Raw genomic sequence first — 21,191 nt, 5'->3', positions numbered from 1 at the left:
GGTGTGCCTGTGGGAGCTGGCCTCGATGTCCACCTCCACCTCCACCTCCACCGCTGTCTCGGGCTGGCAAAGTCACTTCGTTCTGGAAACGTTTCCAGCACGAAGTGACTTTGCCAGCCCGAGACTGCTCGGCCAGCCCGAGGTTGGCGCTCAGCCCGAAACGGCGCCCGGCGCCCGGGCTCGACGGTCGCCGCCGTCGCATCCAGGGAGCGGATGGGCCGGATCAGCGATTGCCGCTGTCCGCCTGCCGCGCTCCCTGCTTGAGTTGAGGTGGATGCGCAGAGCCGCGCGCCGAGAGGAGCCCCGTGCCTGAGACCACCAGTGCGTTCGCCGCAGCCGTCGTCGTGACGGGGGCCGCTTCCGGCATCGGCGCGGCCGTCGTGGAGCGGCTCATCGAGGGCGACGTCCCGGTCATCGCCGCCGACCTGGCATGGCCCGCGGATGCCGCCCGACCGTCGAACGTGCGACGCGTTGTCCTCGACGTGCGCGACCCGGAGGGCTGGGCGTCGCTCGCCGAGCTCGCCGCGACCACCGGCGCGCTCGCGGGCCTCGTGAACGCGGCCGGCATCACGAGGCGCGCCCGGCTCGAGGCAGCGACCGCGGAGGACTTCGAGGCGGCCTTCGCGATCAACGCGACGGGCCCAGCCCTCGGAATCCAGGCGCTCGCCCCGCTCATGACGAGCGGCGCATCCATCGTCAACGTGGGTTCGGCGGCGGCGGTCACGGCCCACTACGCGGTGGCGTACGCGGCAAGCAAATGGGCGCTGCGCGGCATCACGAAGACCGCGGCGATGGAGCTGGGGCCGCGGGGGATCCGCGTGAACATCGTGCATCCCGGGTACATCGAGACGCCTATGACGGCGAGCGCCTCGGCGGCGTTCCGCGACATCAACGTCGAGCTGACACCGCTCGGCCGGACGGGATCGCCGGGCGAGGTCGCCGACGTGATCGCGAGCCTGCTCTCGCCCGAGACCTCATTCGTGACGGGCGCCGAGCTCGCGGTCGACGGCGGCCTCACCTCGCACGGCGTCGGCCTCCCGATCGCCCGCGCGATCACCTGAGGCGGACAGCTCTCCCGTGCGCTGCACGGCCAGGGACGCCCGGGAGCTCGCGACGCCGAACCCGAGCTCGAGCAGCGCGACGACAGCGAGGCCGCCGATGATGACCGGCCAGCCGATGCCCGCTCCGGCAAGCAGGCCGGACAGCAGGGGGCCGGCCGCCGCGGCCCCATAGCCGATGCCCTGGACCACTGCCGAGAACGCGGCAGTGGATGCGCCGCTCGGTGCCGTGAGCACGATGAGCGCGACGGAGATCCCGAACGCCGAGCTCAAGGCGACGCCGAGCACCGCGACGACCACGGTCATCGCCGCGAGGGGTGCGATCGCGAGACCAAGCAGGCTCGCGGCGCCGAGCAGCGCGGTGACGACGAGCATCGGCGTGCGCCAGCCGGCTCGCGATGCAAGCATCGGCGCGAACAGGGCCGCCGGGAGCCCGGCGACGCTCATCCACGCGAGCAGCAGTCCGGCCGCCGCCGGGGCGGCCCCGCGGTCCATCGCGATCGTGGGGAGCCACGCGGTCATGGAGAAGTAGAGGAGCGCCTGGCAGGCGAAGAACCCCGTCACCGGCCAGAGCCCACGGGCGCGCAGGATCGGCTGGCGCTCGCCAGCCGAGGTCGGCCGTGGCCCAGCGCCGCGGGTCTCGATGCGGCGACCGAAGGCGAGGGCGAACGCGAGAGCGATGAGGAGGGGGACTCCCCACGCTGCGAGCGCCGGCCCGACCTCATCGCCCAGGGCGTGGAAGAGCGGCACCGAGAATGCTGCGCCGGTCGCGGCGCTGACGCCGAACGATGCCGTGTAGACGCCCGTCCAGAACCCGCCGCGCGTGGCGAGCGCGCTCCGGATGATCTGCGGGGCGAGGATGCCGAGGATCGCGATGGAGGCGCCGATGAGGACGGTCGACACGAACAGCGGCGCGGGTCCGAGCGGTCGCAGCAGGGTCGCGCCCGCGAGCACCGCGAGGAGCAGCGCGATCGATCTGGGCAGTCCGAGCCGGCCGACGATCAGCGGGGCGAGGGGCGCGGCCAGCGCGAAGAGGAGTACTGGGATCGAGCTGAGGACGGCGAGCGCCGACGGCGAGAGCGAGTAGCCGGTCCCGATCTCACCGAGCAGCGCGGAGGTGTTCGTGATCGGGAACCTGACGCTCAGCCCGACGGCGATGACGAGGATGCCGGCCGCGACGCCCTGTCGGCGCTGAGCGCTCACCGCAGCACCCGGCCGTCGCGGAGGACCCGGCCGTCGCGGATGACGCGGAGGGGGGCCGGCCGGTCGACGACGAGCTGAGCGAGATTCTCGGCAGCGAACTCGAGCCGGGTGCCACTGCGCTCGTCCCACTCCGCGACGCTCGCGAGGCCCATCATCTCGCCGCCCGAGATGGAGGCGATGCGGAACGCCCGCTCCAGCTCCTCGTCGGTCATCGCACCGGTTCGGTAGGCGAGGAGGTGGGCGCGGTCGACCATGCTGCCCGTGCCGAACGGACTCCACGCATCCCGCACCCCATCGGAGCCGGCAACCGCCCGCACGCCGTGGGCCTCGAAGCGGTCGAGGTCGGGCACCGGGTCGGGGCCGAGCGCGCACACCGCGATCCAGAGGCCCGCCTCGGCGACGAGATCGAGTGTCTCGCCGAGCGATGCGAGTGTGGGATCGCAGAGCGCGAAGGCGTGGCCGATGGTCACGCCGCCCTGCCGGCCGCCGGCGATCGTGCGCCGCGCGATCTCCCGGATCTGCGCCAAGCCCTCCTCACCGCCGTCGTGCAGGTGGATGTCCAGCTCGCGTCCGGCGCGATCGGCGAGCCCGAAGATCGCGTCGAGATGCCCGTGCAGGTCGCCTTCCAGCCCCGAGGGGTCGATGCCCCCGACGAGGTCCGCGCCCGACTGCAGCGATGCCGCCATCGCCTCCAGGGTGCCCGGGTTCGAGAGGAGCCCGAATTGGGGGAACGCGACGATCTGCACGGTCAGGTCGCCGGCGAGGCGCTCGGCCGCGGCACGAACCCCTTCCACGTTCCCGATGCCCAGCTCCGAGGAGACGTCGACGTGGGCGCGCATCCCGAACGTGCCGTTGGCGAGCGCCTGCGAGAACAGGCTGAACGTGCGCTCCTCGACGCTCGTGTCGTAGGCCGTCTGCGTCGCGCGGTCGTTCTCGATCAGCTCGGCGAGCGTGGCCGCTCCTCGACGCGATTGCCAGGGCCGACCCCACGAGGTCTTGTCGGGGTGGATGTGCGCGTCGACGAGCCCGGCCGTGCGCAGCGTCTGCGTGGGCGTGCAATCGGTCATGGTGCTGCTTTCTCCGGGATGGTCGTGAGCTCCCGGACTGCCCTGGCCTGCTGCCACCGGGTCACTGCTGGTAGGGGATCGTGGGCATGGCCTCTGTCGATGAGCCGTCGAGCCGGAGCGCGAGGGGTCCGCCCCGGCGCTTGCGGCGAACGAGGTACACGATGACGCCGATGAGGAGCCACGCCGTGCCCAGCACGAAGGTGAACGGGGCCAGCGAGGTCCACAGCCAGGCGACGGAGACGAACCCGATGATCGGCATGATGAGGTGCCGCAGCATCCCCCATCCGCTGCGCAGGCGGAGGTCGAAGAAGAGCACCTTGGCGGTGGCGAGGTTCACCATGGCGAACGCCACGAGTGCGCCGAAGTTGATCATGTAGACGGCCTGGTCGAGGGTGACGAAGAGCGCGACCAGGGCGATGACGGAGACGACGATAGCCGCCACGTACGGGGTGCGGAAGCGTCGGTGCAGCTTCGCGAGCACCGGGGGCAGGATGCCGTCGCGGCCCATCGCGAACAGCACCCGGCTCACGCTCATCTGCGCCGCCGTACCGCAGAGCACGATGCCGACGGTGTTCACGATCACGAACACGACCATCAGCACGTCACCGCCCGCCTGCTGCATGAGCTCCGTGCCGGCAGCGTCGAGGTTGTCGAGCTGCGTCCAGTCGGGGGCGATGAGGCTGCCGGCGATCGAGAAGGCCAGGTAGCCGAGGCCCGCGAACAGCGTCGCGAGCACGATGCCCTTCGGCACCTTGCGACGCGGATCGTGCGTCTCCTCGGCAAGCGTCGAGACCCCGTCGAACCCGAGGAAGGCGAACGCCACGATCGCCGCCGCCGCGAGGATCGGCGCGAGCCCGCCTTCGCCGATCGAGAGCGGACCGGTCAGCGATGCCAAGGTCAGATCTGGGGCGTTGAGCACCGCCAGGACGAGGAAGACGACGATCACGAGCACCGATGCGATGATCACGACGAAGTTCATGCGCTTGAACCACTTGACGCCGATGATGCTGAACAGGGCGACGATCAGGATGCACACGAGCGTGCCGACCCAGGCCGGCACCGCAGTGAACAGGCTGTTGAAGTAGAGGCCGAAGAGCAGGAAGTTCACCATCGGCAGGAACAGGTAGTCGAGCAGCATCACCCAACCGGTGACGAAGCCGACCGCAGGTCCGAAGCCGCGCGTCACGTAGGCGTAGGCGCCGCCCGTGATCGGCACGTGCGCGGCCATGCGTCCGTAGCTGTGGGCAGTGAACAGCATGATGATGATCGCCGCGACGTACGCGGCGGGGAGGTGCCCGTCGCTGAGCTCGGTGGCCGGGCCGTAGACGGAGACGACCGAGAGCACGCCCATGGAGGCGAGTCCGTACCCGATGAGGGCGGGCAGCCCGAGGGCGCGCTTGAGGGTGCGCGGCCGCGCTTCCTCGACTGGTGTGACGGTATCGGTCATGCTCAGGCTCCTTTGCGTGGGGGATGCACCGATGTCGGGCTGAACCCGAACACGAGCGATGGTATGCCAAAACTTGGAGAACGGGAAGTTGTTTCCATTCGTTTCGTGCATTCTGAGGGCCTTGTTTTAAGTTTTGGCATACTAAAAGCGCGAAGATGCGGTACTCGTCGGACTGGCCGCGGATGCACGAGCATCCCCGCCTCTGTGGGGTGCGTAACGTAGCCAGTCAGTGGATCGAGGAGGGGTGTTCGTGGCGATGACGAGTCCGAACGTGACGGAGGAGCCCTCGGGGGCCTCGGTCTCTCATGGCGAGCGGGTGTACGAGTGGGTGCGCGATCGCATCATCGACGGCCGATTCCCCACGGGCAGTCGGGTGCGTGAGCGCGAGGTCGCCGAGGCCCTCGGCGTCTCGCGCATCCCGATCCGAGAGGCGCTGCCCAGGCTCGAGGCCGAGGGGTACATTCGCACGCTGCCGCGTCGCGGTGCGGTGGTTGCGCCCATGGAGCTCGCCGACGTGGTCGAGCTGTTCGACGTCCGCGCGTCCCTCGAGGTGCTCGCCGCGCGCCTCGCCGCCGCACGATGCGCCGGAGGGGAGTCGGGGGAGGGGCTCGTGGCGGCCCTCGCAACCGCAGACGCTGCCGTCGACTCCTCGGATGAGTCGAGGATCGCCGACGCCACCTCTGACTTCCACGATGCCGTCGTCGCGCTCGCGGGCAGTCGTCTCCTTCGAGACCTGCTCCTCCCCGTGCAGGGGCGAGTCAAGCGGCTCTTCCACATCGCCAGCGAACGCGACGACGACGACGTCCACCGTGAGCATCGCGACCTCTGCGACGCGATCGTGCGCGGCCAAGTCGAACGAGCGGCCGCGCTCGCGCTCGCACACGTCGAGCGCAGTCGGGCGGAGACCCTGCCGCTGCTCGCCGCGCCGGTCCTGCCTGCCTAGCGGGCTCGAAACTCGGGCTTCGGGCACCTGCTCGGTTGCCAGGCGTCAGCGGACGTGCGCGTCCGAGTGCGAGGCGTCTGGTGACGAGGTGGTGCACGATTCCGTGCGGGCTCGTCCCCCTACCCTCTACCCACCAATCGCACGTGAAATAAGTCAGAATCTCTCGAAATAGGGGATATAGGACTTGCGTGAGTTCGGCTGCGGCTGTGCCAGAAGTGTTCCTCAATTGAGTCGGGAGATTTCTGAGGTGATTTTGTCTGCTAAGTTGCTCTTCGCTGCGTTCCGCGGCGGCGACGAAATTAGGGAGAATGTTGCATTGGAATACGGCTTTCACCCCTCGCGGATTCCTGTCGCGACGGGTCGGAGGTGCCCTCGTCTCGGCTCTTGTTACCGAGGTGCCCACAAGTCGTGTAGCGGACGTGGCTTCAGTCGTGGGCTGCCTCGGCGAGCGTGGTCACGGCCGGGCTCGTGGCGTTTCCGTCGCCTACATCCATTCTGAAGCCTCGTTGCCAGTTCGGGTCCAATTCACGAGGTTCGAGTCGAAGCTCTCAGAAAGGAATCTCAAGGGTGATCGATTTTCTCTCGAGTAATGCCGCCGCCTACATCGGCGTACTCCTTGCCGCCGTTGGGCTTGGTCTGATGGTGAATGTAGAAGAACGACTCTCGACAGTCGGTTTCATTGCTGCCAATATCTCGTTCGGGTTCCTCTACGACAATTTGGGTCTTGATGTGCCGTTGGTGATTCCGATTCTGGTGACCGTGAGCGTGCTCGTCGGTTCCATCCGGAATATTTGGGGATATAGGGACAGCCCCCTGCTGGCCGGGGAGTCTCCGGCTCGAAAGATCCTCATCTCAATCGGGCATCCGGCACGTGTTCGTGCGGCGGCGCTTGATCGACGAGCGCAGGCTGATGTCTAAGGTCACAGATTGACGAGTCGTCGAATCCTGTCTCGAAGTTCAACGCGAGACGGCGTTCGGGGCGGATTCCCGAGCTAGCGTGGACCGGTATGGCTGACATGAGCGCGTCCGCAGGGCTGGCGACTGGCGGCAGGTTCCGTGCGCGTGGGTGGCTCGTGGTCGACCCGGTGCGCGCAGCGTCGTATCTGACTCCGTTTCGTCCATCGGAGGTGTTCGTCTGGGATGAGCGTCTCCTGCCGCTCCGGCTCGACGAGGCGGCGAGGGTCGGGCTGTCCCTCTTTGAGGGGAGTGTGGAAGTAGAGGGCTCTTGGGACGGAGAAGCCCTGCTGGTTTCCCGCTGGAATAAGAACGCTGCCGTCGATCCGGCCGTGGCCTCCCTCCGAGTCCTTGCGCAGCGGGTCCGGGAGGCTTACATGCCCACGCACGCAGAGCATCCAGACTTCGAGGCATTCGCCGCCAGGTTGGGTCGGCATCCGTCTGTGCTCGCCATGACTCACATAGCTCTGGCCGAGCACGGTCGGGTCTACGTTTTCTCCTCACCCGAGCCGGAGCGAGTCGAGGCGCTTGTGGCGCAGGGGCCGCCGGGCCCCGTCGTCGTCTTCCCCAGCCGGTGGAATGAGGCGCAGCTCGAAGACGCGCGAGCCCTCGTCGACTCGGTGCCGGATGATCAGGTGCTGAAGATCGGGGAGGGAACGACCGACCGAGGCGAACGCTACGCACACGCTCTGGTGACCCAGCTGCCAGACGGTTTCGCATCCGCCAGAGCCCTGTTGCCGGAGGGGATCGTCGACGTTCGCCCCTGGATCGAGAGCGTGAGCTGCCCCATCACCAGCCCTGATGCCCTGGATAACGGATCCCCGCTTGGCTGATGGCGCCAGACACGGTTGACTTATGTCACGAACGCACCGAAGCGTCGTGAATTGGAGACCAACCGTGACATCGTCGTCCGAAGGCCTGACCGCCGACTTCGCTCTTGCCCGCTTCAGCGTGGGGGAGGGAAAGCCGCAGCTCGGACTCGTCGCGGCCGGCCGCATCCGCCCGCTGAGCAGCGAGGAGCTCGGCGCAGACTCCCTCAACGACTTCCTCGCTGAAGCGCCCGCCTCGTGGGACCGCCTCGCGCAGCTCGCAGCAGCACGCGATGGCGCCGACTGGCTCGCCCTCGACGACGTCACTCTCGAAGCACCCGTCGAGCCACGCCAGGTGCTGCAGACGGGCGCCAACTACCGCACGCACGTCATCGACCTCGTCGCCGCCGGCCGGGCGAAGAACGACCCGCGCCCCATCGAGGAGCTGCGCGAGTGGGCGGCTGAGATGATGGATGCACGCGCCAGGGACGGCGAGCCGTACTTCTTCATCGGCCTCCCCACGGCCGTCGCCGGTGTCGACGCCGAGCTCGAGCTGCCCGGCTACAGCGACCAGCACGACTGGGAGCTGGAGCTCGCCGTGGTCATCGGCAAGCGTGCACACCGCGTCTCCCGCGAAAATGCCCTCGGCCACGTCGCCGGGTACACGATCGTCAACGACATCTCGACGCGCGACCTCATCTTCCGGAAGGACATGAAGGAGATCGGCACGGATTGGTACCGAGGCAAGAACGCGCCGGGCTTCCTCCCGACGGGACCCTTCCTCGTGCCAGCGCAGTTCGTGACCGACCCGCACTCGCTCACGCTGAAGCTCACGCTCAACGGCGACACCATGCAGGACGCCGTCAGCGACGACCTCCTCTTCGACATCCCCGCGCTCATCTCGGCCGCATCCGAGACCATGCCGCTCCTCCCCGGAGACCTGCTCCTCACCGGCAGCCCGGCCGGCAACGGCATCGTGCACGGCCGCCTCCTCCGTGATGGCGACGTCATGGTGAGCGTCATCGAGGGTCTCGGGACGCAGACGACGCGGGTGCGCGCAGAAGCGGTCTCCTCGTGACCTCCCTCACCGACACCGGCGACACCAGGGGCACCGCCAACGCTGGGGGAGCCCCTGAAGTCACGGGAGCTCCAACCGCGAACCCTGCCGAGCTCGACCGCACCGACCCCACCACCGAAGTCGCACGCGCGGCGCAGGCCTACCGCAACTGGGGCCGTTGGGGCGACGACGACCGCATCGGCACGCTCAACTTCATCGACGACGCCAAGCGCGCCGAAGCGGCGAAGCTCGTGCGCGCGGGCCGCAGCTTCTCGCTCTCGCAGCCCTTCGACATGAACGGCCCTCAGATGGGGTGGCGGCGCCGCACGAACCCCGTGCACACGATGCTCGACACGGGCACGGATGCGCAGCTCGCGAACCAGGGGTTCCCGCACGGTCTCGGCGGGGCCGACGACGTCATCGCCATGCCGCTGCAGTGCTCGACCCAGTGGGACGGCCTCGGCCACATCTTCGACCACGGCTACGCGTGGAACGGCCGCCGCTCGGGCGAGGTCGTGACGAGCGAGGGCGACCTCGTGACGGGCATCGAGCACACCGCGGCCGAGATCGTGAGCCGCGGCGTGCTCCTCGACCTCGGCAGGCACCTACGTGACAGCGGGGAGCTCGAGGACGGCTACGCGATCACGACCGCTGACCTCGAAGCGTGCATCCACGCGCAGGGCGCCACGGCGGCGGTCGGCCGCGGCGACATCGTGCTCGTGCGCACGGGCCGCTACGCCCGCGCGCAACGCGAAGGCTGGAACGGCTACGCCGGCGGGCCGAGCGCCGGGCTGTCGTTCACGACGGCCGGATGGCTGCACCGCTCCGAGATCGCTGCCATCGCAACCGACACGTGGGGCTTCGAGGTGCGCCCCAACGAGTTCGACGAGGCGTTCCAGCCCCTCCACCAGGTGGTCATCCCCAACATGGGACTCACCATCGGCGAGATGTGGGACCTCGAAGCCCTCGCATCCGCGTGCCAGGCCGACGGCGTCTACGAGTTCCTGCTCGTCGCACCGCCGCTGCCCATCACGGGTGCCGTCGGCTCGCCCGTCAACCCGATCGCAATCCGCTGAGCAACCACTCGTCCACTCCAGAGGCAGCCCCGCCGCCGCTGACCCAGACACCTTCATCGTCAACGCAGACGCAGAAAGCAGGACCATCATGAGTGCAGTTTCCAAGGTCGCCATCGTCGGAGGCGGAGTCGCGGGCATGGTCTCCGCGATCATCCTCGCCGACGGCGGCGTCGAGGTCGACGTCTACGAGGCGAAGTCCGAGATCACGGCCCTCGGCTCCGGCATCACCCTGCAGGGCAACGCCCTGCGCGTCTTCGACCAGGTCGGCGTCTGGGAACGCATCCAGGAGCAGTCCTACTCGTTCGACGACGTCAGCATGCGCGCCCCCGACCCGGCTGGCACGGTCATCGCGAGCCTCACCGAGACCCGCACCGGCGGCCCCGAGTACCCCGCGACGGCCGGCATGTACCGCCCGGACCTGGCCAAGATCCTCGCCGAGCGCGCCCTCGAAGTCGGTGCGCGCATCCACTACGGCACCACGGTCACGGGCCTCGAGCAGGACGCCGACGGCGTGACCCTGACGACGGATGCAGGCGACACGTCGCGCGTCGACCTCGTCATCGGCGCCGACGGCCTCAACTCGCCGACCCGATCGCTCATCGGCATCGAGACGAAGCCCGAGCGCACCGGCATGGGCATCTGGCGCGCCTTCGTGGCCCGCCCCGCCGAGGTCACGCACACCGACCTCTACTACGGCGGCCGCTGCTTCATCGCCGGCTACTGCCCGACCGGCGAGAACAGCATCTACGCGTACCTCGTCGAGAAGGCGCAGGACCGCAGCGGCCTCACGCCCGCCGAGAGCGTCGAGATCATGCGCGACCTCGCCGGCAGCTACGGCGGACCGTGGCAGGAGATCCGGGACTCGCTCACCGAGTCGGCCCGCGTGCACTACACGCTCTTCACCTCGCACGTCGTGCCGGACGCATGGAACCGCGGCCGGGTCGTCGTCATCGGCGACGCCGCCCACAGCTGCCCTCCCACGATCGCGCAGGGCGCGGCCCAGGCCGCCGAGGACGGGCTCGTGCTCGCCACGATGCTGCTTGAGCGCGAGCAGCTCGACCAGCCGTTCTGGGACGACTTCCACGCCCGCCGCCTCCCTCGCGCGGCCCACGTCGTCGAGGCGTCCACGACCCTCGGCCAGTGGCAGCTCGACGGCAAGCGCGACGGCAACGTGCCCGCCCTCATGGGCGGCGTCGCGCAGCTCGTGGCGGTGCCGGCATGACCGCCGCGACCGTTCCCGGCCGTGCTTCCGGCGCTGCCGGCCAGATCGTCGACGTGCACGCGCACCTCCTCCTCCCCGCGCTCCAGGGCGCCGTTCAGGGACGCGACCCGGAGGGCTTCGCCGCCGCCGGCGAGCTCGAAGCCAAGCGCAACGGGCCAGAGAGCCTCGCCGCCTCCGGCGCCATGATCAAGTCGCGCTTCCCGAAGCTCATCTCGCTCGAAGAGCGCCTCGCGGTCATGGATGTGCAGGGCGTGGACATGCAGCTCGTGTCCCCCTCGCCGAGCCACTACTACCCGTGGGCGGGCGAAGAGCTCGCCGTCTGGGCGGCGAAGGAGGCCAACGCGGCCATCGCCGCGCACGTCGCCGGTGCTCCCGACCGCCTCCGCGGGCTCGGCCTCGTGCCCCTCCAGCATCCGCACCGCCTCGTCGAACTGCTCGAGGATGCCGTGCTCGCCAACAGCCTGGCCGGCGTCGAGCTGTCGTCGTTCGCGGGCGATGTCGAGCTGAGCGACGCGCGCCTCGATGACTTCTGGCGCCGCGCCGAGGAGCTCGAGGCCATCGTGTTCCTGCACCCGTTCGGGTGCAGCCTCGACGAGCGCCTCGACCGCTTCTACCTCTCCAACACCGTCGGCCAGCCCGCCGAGAACGCCGCCGCGATCTCGCACCTCATCTTCGGTGGCGTGCTCGACCGCTTCCCGAACCTCGTGGTCATCGCGGCGCACGGCGGCGGCTACCTGCCGACGTTCATCGGCCGCTCCGACCACGCCTGGGAGGTGCGGCCCGAAGCGCGCACGTGCCTGCGCGCGCCGTCCACGTACCTGCGGCAGCTGAGCTTCGACTCGCTCGTGCACACGCCGACCGCGCTGCGGAACCTCGTCGCCGCCGTCGGCGCCGACCGAGTGCTCCTCGGCTCCGACTACCCGTTCGACATGGGCGTCGAGAATCCCGTCGAGCGGGTGCACGACGCGGAGCTCGGCGCCGACGACGAGGCGCAGGTCCTGTTCGGCAACGCCGCGCGACTGCCGCGCCTGTGGAAGTCCGTGGAGGCGACCCGGTGAGATACGCCAGGTGGATGCACGACGGCAGCGAACACGACGGGGTTGTCGTCGCGCACGAGGGCGGCGACCGGCTGCTCGCCTTCGCCGATGGGCTCACCGTGCTCGGGGCGACCCGGCTCGGGCTCGAGCGCGCCAACGCGGCCGCGACCTCGCTCATCGAGCGGGCCTGGGCGGATGGCTCGCTCGGCCTCGCGCCGTCGGTGTCCGACGTCGAACTGCTCGCACCCATCGAGGCGCCGAGCGTGCGCGACTTCGTGGCGTTCGAGGAGCACGTCGAGGGCGTCGTGAAGTCCATCGACGGCGACTCGGGGGTCGTCGCCGAGTGGTACGACGCCCCCACCTTCTACTTCACGAACCCGCACTCGCTCGTGGGCAGCGGGGTGAGCATCCGCCCGCCGGTGACACAGCGGCTCGACTTCGAGCTCGAGGTTGCCGTCATCGTCGGCGCGGTCGACGGCAGCGACGGGTCGAACCTCGACGAAGCCAGCGCCGCCGGGCACGTCTTCGGCTACAGCGTCTTCAACGACTGGTCGGCCAGGGACATCCAGTCGCGCGAGATGAAGGTGCGCCTCGGACCCTGCAAGGGCAAGGACTTCGCCGCGACGCTCGGCCCGTGGATCGTCACGGCCGAAGAGCTCTCGGATGCGCACGACGCCGACGGCTTCCTCGAACTCGAGCTGCAGGTGCTGGTCAACGGCGAGCTGATCGGCAGCGACCTGCTCTCGAACATGGGCTGGTCCTTCCCTCAGCTTCTGGTCTACGCGTCCCGCAACTCAAGGGTCGTGCCGGGTGATGTGCTCGGTTCCGGGACCGCTGGCAATGGCGGGTGCCTCGCCGAGCTGTGGGGCCGCGCGGGCACGCTCACTCCACCCCCGCTCGCGGAGGGCGACGTGGTCGAGCTGCGCGTCGAGCGCATCGGCGAGGTCAGCAACGTCATCGGGGCGGCTGTGGAAGCCGTGCCGGTCCCGCGCGCCCGGGCAGCGTCGCGGGCACGAACGAGAGGACGCGTCAGCGCATGAGCAGCACGAACCGCGACGGATTCGACACAGGCGGCCCGCTCGGGAGCAGTGCGGGCGGCGGCGAGGCCAGCGGCTCCGTCGATATCGCGGGCGGTCCTTCCGCGGGCGGGAAAGCGAGCGTTCCGAGCCCGAGCGACATCGTCGTCGTCGCCGCCGCGCGCACCCCGCAGGGCAAGCTCAATGGGCAGCTCTCGACGCTGACCGCTCCGCAGCTCGGTGCCGCCGCGATCAGCGGTGCGCTCGAGCAGGCCAGCATCGACGCCTCGCTGGTCGACGCCGTCCTCATCGGGCACGTGCTGTCCGCCGGCGTCGGGCAGAACGCTGGACGCCAGGCGGCGCTCGCCGCGGGCATCCCGGCCTCGGCGCACGTCGCCTCCATCAACAAGGTGTGCCTCTCGGGCCTGACCGCCGTCATCGACGCCGCTCGCCTCCTGAAGACGGGCGACGCGCAGCTCGTCGTCGCGGCCGGCATGGAGTCGATGAGCCAGGCGCCGCACCTCCTCGCCGGTTCCCGCAAGGGCTGGGCCTACGGCTCTGTCGAAGCGCTCGACCACATGGCCCACGACGGGCTGACGGATGCGGCCTCCGGCCAGAGCATGGGCTTGCTCACCGAGCAGCACAACACGAGCCTCGGCATCACGCGCGAGGCACAGGACGCCGTCGCCGCGCGCTCCCATCAGCGTGCCGCCGCGGCCGTGGATGCTGGCCTCTTCGACGCCGAGATCGTCGCCGTCGACGTGCCAGTGCGCCGCGGCGACCCCGTGCGAGTGACGCGCGACGAGGGCATCCGCCCCTCGACCACGGCTGAGTCGCTTGCCGGGCTGCGCGCGGCCTTCACGGCGGATGGCACCATCTCGGCTGGCAACGCCTCACCCATCTCCGACGGTGCTTCGGCGGTTGTGCTCACGACCCGCGCCTTCGCGGACGCGCACGGCTACGACGTGCTCGCCGTCGTCGGCGCGGCCGGCCAGGTCGCCGGCCCTGACTCGTCGCTGCAGTCGCAGCCGTCTCGCGCCATCGCCCGCGCCTGCGAGAAGCAGGGCATCGCGGCTTCCTCGTTCGATCACATCGAGATCAACGAGGCCTTCGCCGCGGTTGTCGTCCAGTCGCAGGCCGAGCTCGGTGTGTCCGACGAGGTGGTCAACCCGCACGGCGGCGCGATCGCCCTCGGCCACCCGATCGGAGCATCCGGTGCCCGAGTCGTCGTGCACGCCGTGCACGAGCTCGCCCGTCGAGGCGGCGGAACCGCGGTCGTCGCCCTCTGCGGCGGAGGCGGCCAGGGCGACGCCCTCATCCTGACCCGCTGATCCGCTGATCCGCTGGCCCGCTGCCCCTGGCCCGAACCCCACCTCTCCGCTTTCGGGATGGGTTTGTCACGTCTCGGGGTGGGTTTGTCGCTGTTTTCGGAGAACCTTCCCGCAACGAGGTGATTTCTCCATCCCGAGGTTGCTGGTCTCCCGAGGTTGTCGGTCTCCCGGGCGCGTGGTGCCGCCCGAGCCGACCTGCCGTTACGCCGGGACGACCTCCGATCTGACGCGCCAGTCTCGCCCGGGTCCGCTCTCTTCGGCAGCGTGCTCGTCCCGGTTTCGGGATGGGTTTGTCACGTCTCGGGATGGGTTTGTCGCTGTTTTCGGAGAACCTTCCCGCAACGAGGTGACTTCTCCATCCCGAGGTTGCTGGTCTCCCGAGGTTGCTGGCCGCCCGAGCCGAGCCGAACCGAGCCGACCTGCCGTTACGCCGGGACGGCTGCCGATCTGACGCTTCAGTCTGCCCCGGTCCGCTCTCTTCGGGCAGCGTACTTGTCTCGGTTTCGGGATGGGTTTGTCACGTCTCGGGATGGGTTTGTCGCTGTTTTCGGAGAACCTTCCGGCAACGAGGTGACTTCTCCATCCCGAGGTTGCTGCTCGCCCGAGCCGAGCCGAGCCGCGCCGAACCGAGCCGCGCGGCCCGCCGCCTACGCCGCGCCGACCTCCGCCTGCATGGCGGCGCCGGCCTGCGCGAAGAGGCGGCGCATCCACGCGTGCTCTGGGTCGCTGTTGTGGGTGGGATGCCACCAGAGGGCGGCCGAGATGGGGGTCGCGTCGAAGGGCGGTTCGAGCACCCGGAACCCCTCGCTCGGGATGAGCACGTCGGTGAGCCGCTTCTGCATGAGGGCGAGCCGGTTGGTGCCTTCGACGAAGTGGGGGAGCACGTGGAAGCCTTCGACGACGGCGGCCACGGTCGGCTCGATGCCGAGTTCGCGGATCTGCCTGCTCGCCGAGGTGAACGCCGACCGGGAGAGGTAGTTGAACACCCACGGCAGCTCGGCGATGTTCTCCATCGTGATCTGCTCGCCCACGTGCGGGTTGTCGTCGGTGCAGATGATGCGCCACTCGTCGGTGAAGACGTCGTTGTAGGGGAGGTCGCTGAGGAAGCCGTGGGGGATCATCATGGCGTCGACCGAGCGGAGCTGCGCGATGGCGTCCTCGACGATGGAGGGGTTGTGCATCCGGAACCGGAAGCGCACGCCTGGGGCGGTCTCGGCGGCGAGCTTGGAGACGGCGGCGCCGATGGTCGCGAAGCCGTAGTCGGAGCCGAGCACCGTGAACTCGCGGGTCGACTGCGTCGGGTTCCATTCGGCTTGGCTGTCGAAGACGCGCCTGGCCGAGTCGAGGGCTGTGGCGGTGAGTTCGCTGAGGCGCACGGCGAGGGGCGTCAACTCGTACGTGTTGCCGGTGCGGGCGAGGATCTTGTCGTTGAAGTGCGTGCGAAGACGACCGAGGGATGCGCTGAGCGCGGGCTGGCTGAGGTGCAGTCGCTCTGCCGCTCTGGTGACGCTGCGTTCCGTGAGGAGGGCGTCGAGTGAGACGAGCAGGTTGAGGTCGAGCCTGGAGAGCGGTGTTTCTGTGGTCACGTCGTTGTGCCTCCGGATCGGGGGTGTGGCGTCAGCTTATCCGTCTCGGTGATGCGCTCGGCGGGTTCCGGGCCGTCAGTTATGCGGAGCATCGCAACTACTTATGTGTGTTTTGCGCACAAGCCTGCCAGACTGAACCCAGCTCCGGTACGGCCGGAGGATCTTCGACAACGCTGTCAAGAAAGGCAAAAAATGTCTCACTCCCGTAACCAGCGGCTGCGCCTCAGCGCAGCACTCGCCCTCCCGGTTGCCGGTGTCCTCGCTCTCTCCGGCTGCGCAAGCGGCGGTGGCGGCGACACCGCAGGCGGCGGCGCCACCGAGTTCTCCCTCACCTACGCAACCTCGAACAACCTCGAGAACCCGTACGAGGCGCTCGCCAACGCGTACATGGAAGCCAACCCCGACGTGACGATCACGCTCAACCCGCAGCCGAACGACCGCTACGGCGAGACGCTCCGCACGCAGCTCCAGGCGGGCAACGCCCCGGACGTCATCCAGACGGCACCCGGATCGGGCCAGGGCCAGGCGGTCCTCAGCCTCGGCGAGGCGGGCTTCCTCGCACCCCTCGGCGAGACCGCATCCGGTGTCATCCCCGACGGCAGCGAGGCGCTCTACACCTACGAGGACCAGGTGCTCGCGCAGCCCGTCGACTTCACCGTCGCAGGCTTCGTCTACAGCAACTCCTCGGCGGAGGCCGCTGGCGTGACCAGCTACCCCGCCGACACGGCCGAGCTCATCGGCAAGTGCGGCGACCTCACCTCGCAGGGCAAGTCGATGATCGTCATCGCCGGAGCCGCAGGCCCCAACACGGGCATGACCGCCATGTCGATCTCAGCGACCCGCGTCTACGCGGAGACTCCCGACTGGAACGAGCAGCGCGAAGCCGGCGACGTCACCTTCGCCGACTCGCAGGGCTGGAAGGACACGCTCGAGACGATCATCGACCTCAAGGATGCGGGCTGCTTCCAGCCTGGTGCCGAGGGTGCTGGCTTCGACGTCATCACGAACAACATCACGCAGGGCACGTCGCTCGGCGGCTTCCTCCCCGGTTCCTCCGCCAACGAGCTGGCCGAGGCCAACCCGGACCTCGACTTCTCCATCGAGCCCTTCCCGTCCGCTGACGGCGGCAAGCCGTACGTGCTCGCCAGCTCCAACTACTCGCTCTCCATCAACGCGGCAAGCGACAAGCAGGAAGCCGCCCAGGCGTTCCTCGACTGGGTCGCGGGCGATGAGGGCGCGAAGCTCTTCTCCGACGTGTCCGGCGCGCTCCCCGTCTCGGGCATCGAGAACTACGAATTCGAAGGCTCCCCATACGCCAGCGTCGAGCAGGTCCTCACCGACGGCTCCTACACGCCGCTGCCGAACAGCCTCTGGCCGAACCAGGCCGTCTACGACGAGCTGCAGAAGGGCGTCCAGGGTCTCTTCACCGGTCAGACCACGGTCGACGGCGTCCTCTCGGCAATGGATGCGGCCTGGGACAGCTGACCTCCAAGGTCAGGCACCCACCGCATCCACACGTAGCAAAGGAGCCAGTCCATGACTGCGACACTGCACAGCGACGGCAAGACCGAGTCAGCTGCTGAAGACCAGTCGCCCACGGGGGAGGGTGGCAAGAAGGCCGCCCTCCCCCGCAAGGGGCGTCCCCTTCTCCAATTCGGTCACTGGTGGTGGGTGCTGCCCGGCCTCGTGCTCGTGGCGTTCATCCACTACGCCGCGACGGCCGCCGGAGGCTTCTTCGCGTTCACGAACTGGTCTGGCATCGGCTCATTCACGTTCGTCGGGTTCGACAACTTCGCCGATATCTTCGCCGACCCGAGCAAGATCGGCGCCGTCGGGAACACCCTGTTCCTCGCGTTCGGCTCGGTCATCCTCACCAACATCGCCGGCCTCATCCTGGCCCTCGCGCTCAATCGCGGGCTCAAGACGCGCTACATCCTCCGCACCCTGTTCTTCATGCCGGTGGTGCTCAGCCCGCTCGCGGTCGCCTACATCTGGAAGTTCATCTTCGAGTTCAACGGCCCGCTCAACGCGTTCCTCGGGATGCTCGGCTTCGCCGAATACCAGAAGGCCTGGCTGGCAGACCCGCAGTGGTCGATCTGGGCGGTCCTCATCGTCATCGTCTGGCAGAACACGGGCTTCACGATGGTCATCTACATCGCCGGCCTTGCCAGTGTGCCCGTCGAGATCGAAGAGGCCGCCGCCATCGACGGCGCCAGCATGCTCCAGCGCTTCTGGTACATCACGCTCCCCTCGATCCGCTCGGCTGTCGCCATCGCGACGACGCTCGGCCTGGTCAACGGGCTGCGCATCTTCGACCAGGTCATGGCCCTCACGGGCGGAGGGCCGGCAGGCGCCACGGAGACGCTCGCGACGGAGGTCTACAAGCAGACCTTCTCGCTCGGCAACTTCGGCTACGGCGCGGCGCTCGCGCTCATCCTCACCGTCATCATCCTCATCTTCGCCGTCCTCCAGCAGAAGCTCACGGCCGAACGCCCCGAGAAGGGACGCTGACATGTTCAGGTACACCAAGTTCACGCTGATCAGGGAAGTCGCGGTCTGGCTCGTCGCCATCGTGTTCCTGCTGCCGTTCTACTTCCTCGTCATCACTGCGTTCAAGAGCGACCAGGAGGTCTTCTCGACGTCGGCCACCGAGCTCCCCGCAACGTGGACGGTCGAGAACTTCGCCAACGTCATGACGGCGACGGGGCAGTCGAACGTGCTCATCGGCCTGCTCAACAGCATCATCATCACGGGCGGCACGATCCTCTGCATGGTGATCCTCGGGGCGCTCGCGGGCTACGTCATCACGCGCAGCACCCGCCGCTGGACCCAGGTTTCGTACTACATCTTCCTCATCGCGATCATCCTGCCAACGCAGCTCGGCACCGTTCCCCTCTACATGGGGGCCCGCGCGCTCGGCCTGACCGGTTCGCTGTGGGGCATGATCGTGCTCTACACGGGGATGCTCCTCCCGCTCGCGATCTTCCTGTACGCCAACTTCTTCCGCGGACTCGGCACCGACTATGAGGAGGCTGCGGCCCTCGACGGGGCGAGTCCCACGCAGGTGTTCTTCCAGATCATCCTGCCCCTCATGGCGCCGGCCACCGGAACGGTCGCGATCCTCGCCGGCCTCATCGTGTGGAACGACTTCTTCACGTCGCTCATCTTCCTCGGCGGCTCCGACTTCCAAACGCTGCCCGTGGCGATGTACTACTACGTCGGCGCGCTCGTCTCGCAGTGGAACCAGATCTTCTCCATCGTCATCATCTCGATGGTGCCGATCCTCATCTTCTACCTCGTCGCCCAGAAGCAGTTCATGCAGGGCTTCGCAGGCGGACTCAAGCACTAGGAATCGAGACCCCACATGGCAACGCAAGACACCCTGCTCAGCGAGCAGAGCCTCTTCCCCCACCCGGACGGCGCGGCGCTCAGCCTGCAGCTGCCCTGGTACCGCAGCGTGTGGCTCTCCTCGGTCACAGGCCTCGCCCTCGAGATCGACGGCGCCGCGATCGACGCCTCGAAGCTGCGCCTCGAGCACCGTGGCGAGAGCTACCGCCTCGACGAGATCGCCGAGCAGTCGGAGGTGCTGTGGTTCCTGCAGGACCGCCCCCGCCTCGTCGTCGAACTCGACGAGCCGATCGCGGATGGCAGCGAGCACGAGATTCGCCTCGTCGCCGACCTGCGACTGCCGTACATGCAGATCAAGCCGGGCAGCGAGACCGAGCCGGGCCTCTACGTCCCGAACCACGTCGACGTGACCCGCACGCTCGTCGCGAGCGAGGCCGTCGAGGCAGCGACCACCCCGTACTTCGAGGCGTCGGCGGCGGATGCACTCGGCGAGTTCGCGGACCCCCGCGACAGCGACCCCTTCAAGCTCGGCCTCACGCTCTACTCGGCGACCGCCGAGTTCGCGGCCGGCTGGTACGACTTCGACTCCCTCCTGGCGCGCGTCGCCGAGCTCGGCGTCGGGCCGGGCATCGAGATCGTCGCGTCCCAGATGGTGCCCACGTACCCGCACGTCTCCGACGAGTTCGTCGCGAAGTGGCGCAGCGCGTTCGACAAGTACGGCTTCGACGCCAGCTCGTTCGGCGCGAACCTCGACATGGGCCGCAACCGATCGCGCGACATGAGCCTCGACGAGGAGTTCGAGTTCACCGAGACGCTGCTGCAGTCGGCGAAGAAGCTCGACTTCCCGCTCGTGCGTATCCAGAGCGCGAAACCGGAGCTGCTGCGGCGCATCCTGCCCATCGCGGAGCGCCTGAACCTCAAGCTCGGCTACGAGATCCACGCGCCCCTCGGGCCGAACGCCGAGCCCATCGTGAAGGTGCGCGAGGTCTTCGAGGAGTTCGGCTCCCCGCTGCTCGGCTTCGTCGCCGACTTCTCGTCGACGATGCACAGTATGGCGCCGACGCTGCTGCGCTCGGTGAAGAAGCGCGGCCTCGACGACGCCGCGGTGGAGAAGCTCCAGGAGATCTGGCGCACCGATGTGCCCATGCGCGAGCGCCAGCAGGCGTTCATCGCGTACCTCGAGGGGCGGGGCATCAACCCGGGCATCCTCGGCTCGCTCGCGCACCTGTCCTTCAACATGCAGGGCCGCGTGGATGTGCGCGAGTGGTCGGACATCATGCCGCAGATCCTGCACGTGCACGCCAAGTTCTACGACATCGACGAGCACGGCGATGAGCCGGCGATCGACTACCGCGCGATCACCGAGGAGTTCGTGCGCGGCGGCTTCTCCGGCTACATGTCGAGCGAGTGGGAGGGTCACGCCTTCGCGGACCTCGGCGAGGTCGACCCGCTTGTGCTCGTGCAGCGCCAGCACGCGCTCATCCGCCGCAGCATGCGGGAGGTGCAGGCGCCCGCCTGAGCCGCCAGCCGTACTCTGAGCTGAGCAGACGTGGGGGTTGCGCACGTGAATCCGGTGATTCACGTACGCAACCCCCACATCTGCGCTTTGAGGGTGCGTGGGGTGCGCGGGGTGTGGGCGGAGGCGCGGGGAGCGGGTGCAGGTGCAGGGAGGTGTGGTCCCGGGCGTCGCGCAGGCCTGGGGGTTGTGCAGGCTGTGGGGCTCCCGAAGGTGCGCATGGCCCAGGTCTGGAGGCGCGTGGGTGCGTGGGCGGGATTCTGCGCAGACCTGGGGGTTGTGCAGGCTGCGGGGCGCGCGTAGGTGCGCATGGCCCAGGTCTGGAAGCGCGTGGGTGCGTGAGCGGGGATCTGCGCAGACCTGGGGGTTGCGCAGGCTGAGGGGCGCGCGTAGATGCGCAAGACCCAGGTTTGTAGGCGCGCGGGCGCGGGGAGGCGCGTGCGCGGGCGGGGTTCTGCGTAGACCTGGGGGTTGTGCAGGCGGAGGGGCTCCCGTAAGTGCGCATGGCCCAGGTCTGTGGG

General features: G+C 68.8%; 18 protein-coding genes. 14 read left to right on the top strand and 4 right to left on the bottom strand.

What is annotated here, in order from left to right:
• Positions 1–305: 305 nt before the first annotated feature.
• A complete protein-coding gene (locus tag C5E10_RS17975) occupies positions 306–1,061 on the top strand; it encodes an SDR family oxidoreductase (RefSeq protein ID WP_219820414.1) in 756 nt (251 codons plus the stop codon).
• On the opposite strand, the gene C5E10_RS17970 is transcribed toward C5E10_RS17975, so the two are convergent.
• From C5E10_RS17970 to C5E10_RS17960, 3 genes are all read right to left on the bottom strand, one after another.
• The gene (locus C5E10_RS17970) at positions 975–2,261 is read right to left on the bottom strand and encodes a hypothetical protein (RefSeq protein ID WP_104332807.1); all 1,287 of its coding nucleotides are present in this window, start codon (positions 2,259–2,261) and stop codon (positions 975–977) included. The genes C5E10_RS17975 and C5E10_RS17970 overlap by 87 nt on opposite strands.
• Positions 2,258–3,328 carry an amidohydrolase family protein gene (locus C5E10_RS17965; protein WP_104332806.1) on the bottom strand — a complete coding sequence of 357 codons (1,071 nt, stop codon included), beginning with the start codon at positions 3,326–3,328 and terminating at the stop codon, positions 2,258–2,260. Before C5E10_RS17965 ends, C5E10_RS17970 begins: the two co-directional genes overlap by 4 nt.
• Before the next feature lie 61 nt (positions 3,329–3,389).
• A complete protein-coding gene (locus C5E10_RS17960) occupies positions 3,390–4,775 on the bottom strand; it encodes an APC family permease (RefSeq protein ID WP_104332805.1) in 1,386 nt (461 codons plus the stop codon).
• A gap of 256 nt (positions 4,776–5,031) precedes the next feature.
• Between C5E10_RS17960 and C5E10_RS17955 the strand changes: the two genes are divergently transcribed.
• The 9 genes from C5E10_RS17955 to C5E10_RS17915 all read left to right on the top strand — a co-directional run bounded on the left by C5E10_RS17955 (position 5,032) and on the right by C5E10_RS17915 (position 14,220).
• Positions 5,032–5,718 carry a GntR family transcriptional regulator gene (locus tag C5E10_RS17955; RefSeq protein ID WP_104332808.1) on the top strand — a complete coding sequence of 229 codons (687 nt, stop codon included), beginning with the start codon at positions 5,032–5,034 and terminating at the stop codon, positions 5,716–5,718.
• A 567-nt stretch (positions 5,719–6,285) separates the two neighbouring features.
• Positions 6,286–6,636, top strand: a complete 351-nt coding sequence (locus C5E10_RS17950) for a hypothetical protein (RefSeq protein ID WP_104239802.1) — start codon at positions 6,286–6,288, stop codon at positions 6,634–6,636.
• An 89-nt stretch (positions 6,637–6,725) separates the two neighbouring features.
• Positions 6,726–7,505 (top strand): hypothetical protein, encoded by a 780-nt coding sequence (locus C5E10_RS17945; RefSeq protein ID WP_104332804.1) that lies wholly within the window; start codon positions 6,726–6,728, stop codon positions 7,503–7,505.
• A 64-nt stretch (positions 7,506–7,569) separates the two neighbouring features.
• Positions 7,570–8,559 (top strand): fumarylacetoacetate hydrolase family protein, encoded by a 990-nt coding sequence (locus tag C5E10_RS17940; RefSeq protein ID WP_258062980.1) that lies wholly within the window; start codon positions 7,570–7,572, stop codon positions 8,557–8,559.
• On the top strand, positions 8,556–9,614 hold the full coding sequence (locus tag C5E10_RS17935) for a cyclase family protein (protein WP_104332803.1): 1,059 nt from the start codon (positions 8,556–8,558) through the stop codon (positions 9,612–9,614). The genes C5E10_RS17940 and C5E10_RS17935 overlap by 4 nt, the downstream gene beginning before the upstream one ends.
• Positions 9,615–9,702: 88 nt before the next feature.
• Positions 9,703–10,836: an FAD-dependent monooxygenase gene (locus C5E10_RS17930; RefSeq protein WP_104332802.1), complete on the top strand. Its 1,134-nt coding sequence runs from the start codon at positions 9,703–9,705 to the stop codon at positions 10,834–10,836.
• Entirely contained in the window at positions 10,833–11,894 is a 1,062-nt protein-coding gene (locus C5E10_RS17925) for an amidohydrolase family protein (RefSeq protein WP_104332801.1), read from the top strand. Before C5E10_RS17930 ends, C5E10_RS17925 begins: the two co-directional genes overlap by 4 nt.
• Positions 11,891–12,913, top strand: a complete 1,023-nt coding sequence (locus tag C5E10_RS17920) for a fumarylacetoacetate hydrolase family protein (protein ID WP_258071212.1) — start codon at positions 11,891–11,893, stop codon at positions 12,911–12,913. Before C5E10_RS17925 ends, C5E10_RS17920 begins: the two co-directional genes overlap by 4 nt.
• The gene (locus tag C5E10_RS17915) at positions 12,910–14,220 is read left to right on the top strand and encodes an acetyl-CoA C-acetyltransferase (protein ID WP_104332799.1); all 1,311 of its coding nucleotides are present in this window, start codon (positions 12,910–12,912) and stop codon (positions 14,218–14,220) included. The genes C5E10_RS17920 and C5E10_RS17915 overlap by 4 nt, the downstream gene beginning before the upstream one ends.
• Before the next feature lie 647 nt (positions 14,221–14,867).
• Here the strand turns inward: C5E10_RS17915 and C5E10_RS17910 are convergent.
• Positions 14,868–15,806: a LysR family transcriptional regulator gene (locus C5E10_RS17910; RefSeq protein WP_104332798.1), complete on the bottom strand. Its 939-nt coding sequence runs from the start codon at positions 15,804–15,806 to the stop codon at positions 14,868–14,870.
• A 192-nt stretch (positions 15,807–15,998) separates the two neighbouring features.
• Between C5E10_RS17910 and C5E10_RS17905 the strand changes: the two genes are divergently transcribed.
• Genes C5E10_RS17905 through C5E10_RS17890 form a run of 4 tightly spaced genes read left to right on the top strand, consistent with a single transcriptional unit; the run spans position 15,999 to position 20,673 of the window.
• Positions 15,999–17,291, top strand: a complete 1,293-nt coding sequence (locus C5E10_RS17905) for an ABC transporter substrate-binding protein (RefSeq protein ID WP_104332797.1) — start codon at positions 15,999–16,001, stop codon at positions 17,289–17,291.
• 51 nt (positions 17,292–17,342) lie between these two features.
• Positions 17,343–18,317: a carbohydrate ABC transporter permease gene (locus C5E10_RS17900; protein WP_104239793.1), complete on the top strand. Its 975-nt coding sequence runs from the start codon at positions 17,343–17,345 to the stop codon at positions 18,315–18,317.
• 1 nt (position 18,318) lies between these two features.
• On the top strand, positions 18,319–19,155 hold the full coding sequence (locus tag C5E10_RS17895; protein ID WP_104239792.1) for a carbohydrate ABC transporter permease: 837 nt from the start codon (positions 18,319–18,321) through the stop codon (positions 19,153–19,155).
• A gap of 15 nt (positions 19,156–19,170) precedes the next feature.
• A complete protein-coding gene (locus C5E10_RS17890) occupies positions 19,171–20,673 on the top strand; it encodes a DUF6379 domain-containing protein (protein ID WP_104332796.1) in 1,503 nt (500 codons plus the stop codon).
• Positions 20,674–21,191: the final 518 nt, after the last annotated feature.

Origin of the sequence: Pseudoclavibacter sp. RFBG4 (assembly GCF_002931515.1) — a bacterium.
In the GTDB taxonomy this organism is placed as follows: Bacteria; Actinomycetota; Actinomycetes; order Actinomycetales; family Microbacteriaceae; genus Pseudoclavibacter.
The sequence above is the reverse complement of the archived record's forward strand: the minus strand, read 5'-3'. Positions and strand labels throughout refer to the sequence as shown.